Origin of the sequence: Pseudomonas sp. GM84 (genome assembly GCF_000282535.1) — a bacterium.
Lineage (GTDB): Bacteria > Pseudomonadota > Gammaproteobacteria > Pseudomonadales > Pseudomonadaceae > Aquipseudomonas.
On the sequence record NZ_AKJC01000064.1, the window covers coordinates 1 to 1,201 of the forward strand.

The following is a 1,201-nucleotide window of genomic DNA, read 5'->3' on the forward strand; positions in this document are numbered from 1 at the left end:
CCGATTCACTGAAGCGGCTGGCGCCGCTGGCCAGGGCCACGGCGTTGATGGCGCCGGCCGAGGTGCCGACGATGACCGGGAACGGGTTGTTCGCGCCAGGGGGCAGCAGCTCGGCGATGCCGGCCAACACGCCGACCTGGTAGGCGGCGCGGGCGCCGCCGCCGGAGAGGATCAGGCCGGTGGTTGGGGTCATCGAATCCTTCCTGGAGTCATTTTTTCTGTGCAAGCCCCTTCGCGGGACAAGCCCGCTCCCACAGGGTCTGCGTTGCCCTCAGGTGTGGCTGGGAGCCTGTGGGAGCGGGCTTGTCCCGCGAAGAGGCCGGCACTGACAACACAGGCGTCAGCGCTTTTTCTTGTCATACAGCCGCGGCTCGCCCTCGGGCCGCGACTTGAAGCGACGGTGCGCCCACAGGTACTGCTCGGGACACTCGCGCAACACGCCTTCGATCCACTGATTGATGCGCAGGCAGTCGGCCTCTTCGCTTTCACCGGGGAAGTCCTCCAGCGGCGGATGGATCACCAGACGATAGCCGCTGCCGTCCTCCAGGCGCTTCTGGGTGAAGGGAATGACCTGCGCCTTGCCCAACCGGGCAAACTTGGTGGTGGCGGTGACCGTCGCCGCCGGGATACCAAACAGCGGCACGAACAGGCTCTGCTTGGCACCGTAGTCCTGGTCCGGCGCATACCAGATGGCACGGCCAGAGCGCAGCAGCTTGAGCATGCCGCGCACGTCTTCGCGCTCCACCGCCAGCGAGTCGAGGTTATGCCGCTCGCGGCCGTTGCGCTGGATGAAGTCGAACAGCGGGTTGCCGTGCTCGCGGTACATGCCGTCGATGGTATGGACCTGCCCCAGCAGTGCGGCACCGATCTCCAGGGTGGTGAAGTGCACCGCCATGAGAATCGCGCCCTGCCCGGCCTGTTGCGCCGCCTGCAGGTGTTCGAGGCCTTCGATGTGCGCCAGGCGCGCCAGCCTGGCCTTTGGCCACCACCAGCTCATGGCCATTTCGAAGAAGGCAATGCCGGTGGAGGCGAAATTCGCCTTCAGCAAACGGCGCCGTTCGTCGACGGACAGCGCCGGGAAGCACAACTCCAGGTTGCGCGCGGCAATGCGCCGACGCTCGCCGGCCACGCGGTACATCAGCGCGCCCAGGGCACTGCCGAGCCACAGCAGGGCCCGGTACGGCAGCTGCACCACCAGCCA

Annotated in this window: 2 protein-coding genes; both read right to left on the reverse strand. The window is 67.1% G+C overall.

Going from position 1 to position 1,201, the window contains the following annotated elements:
• Nucleotides 1–193 (reverse strand): patatin-like phospholipase family protein (locus PMI38_RS03735; RefSeq protein ID WP_008090909.1); only part of this gene is annotated, 193 nt, incomplete at its 3' end.
• Between the two features lie 147 nt (nucleotides 194–340).
• On the reverse strand, nucleotides 341–1,201 hold an 861-nt coding region (locus PMI38_RS03740; RefSeq protein ID WP_008090911.1), incomplete at its 5' end, for a lipid A biosynthesis lauroyl acyltransferase.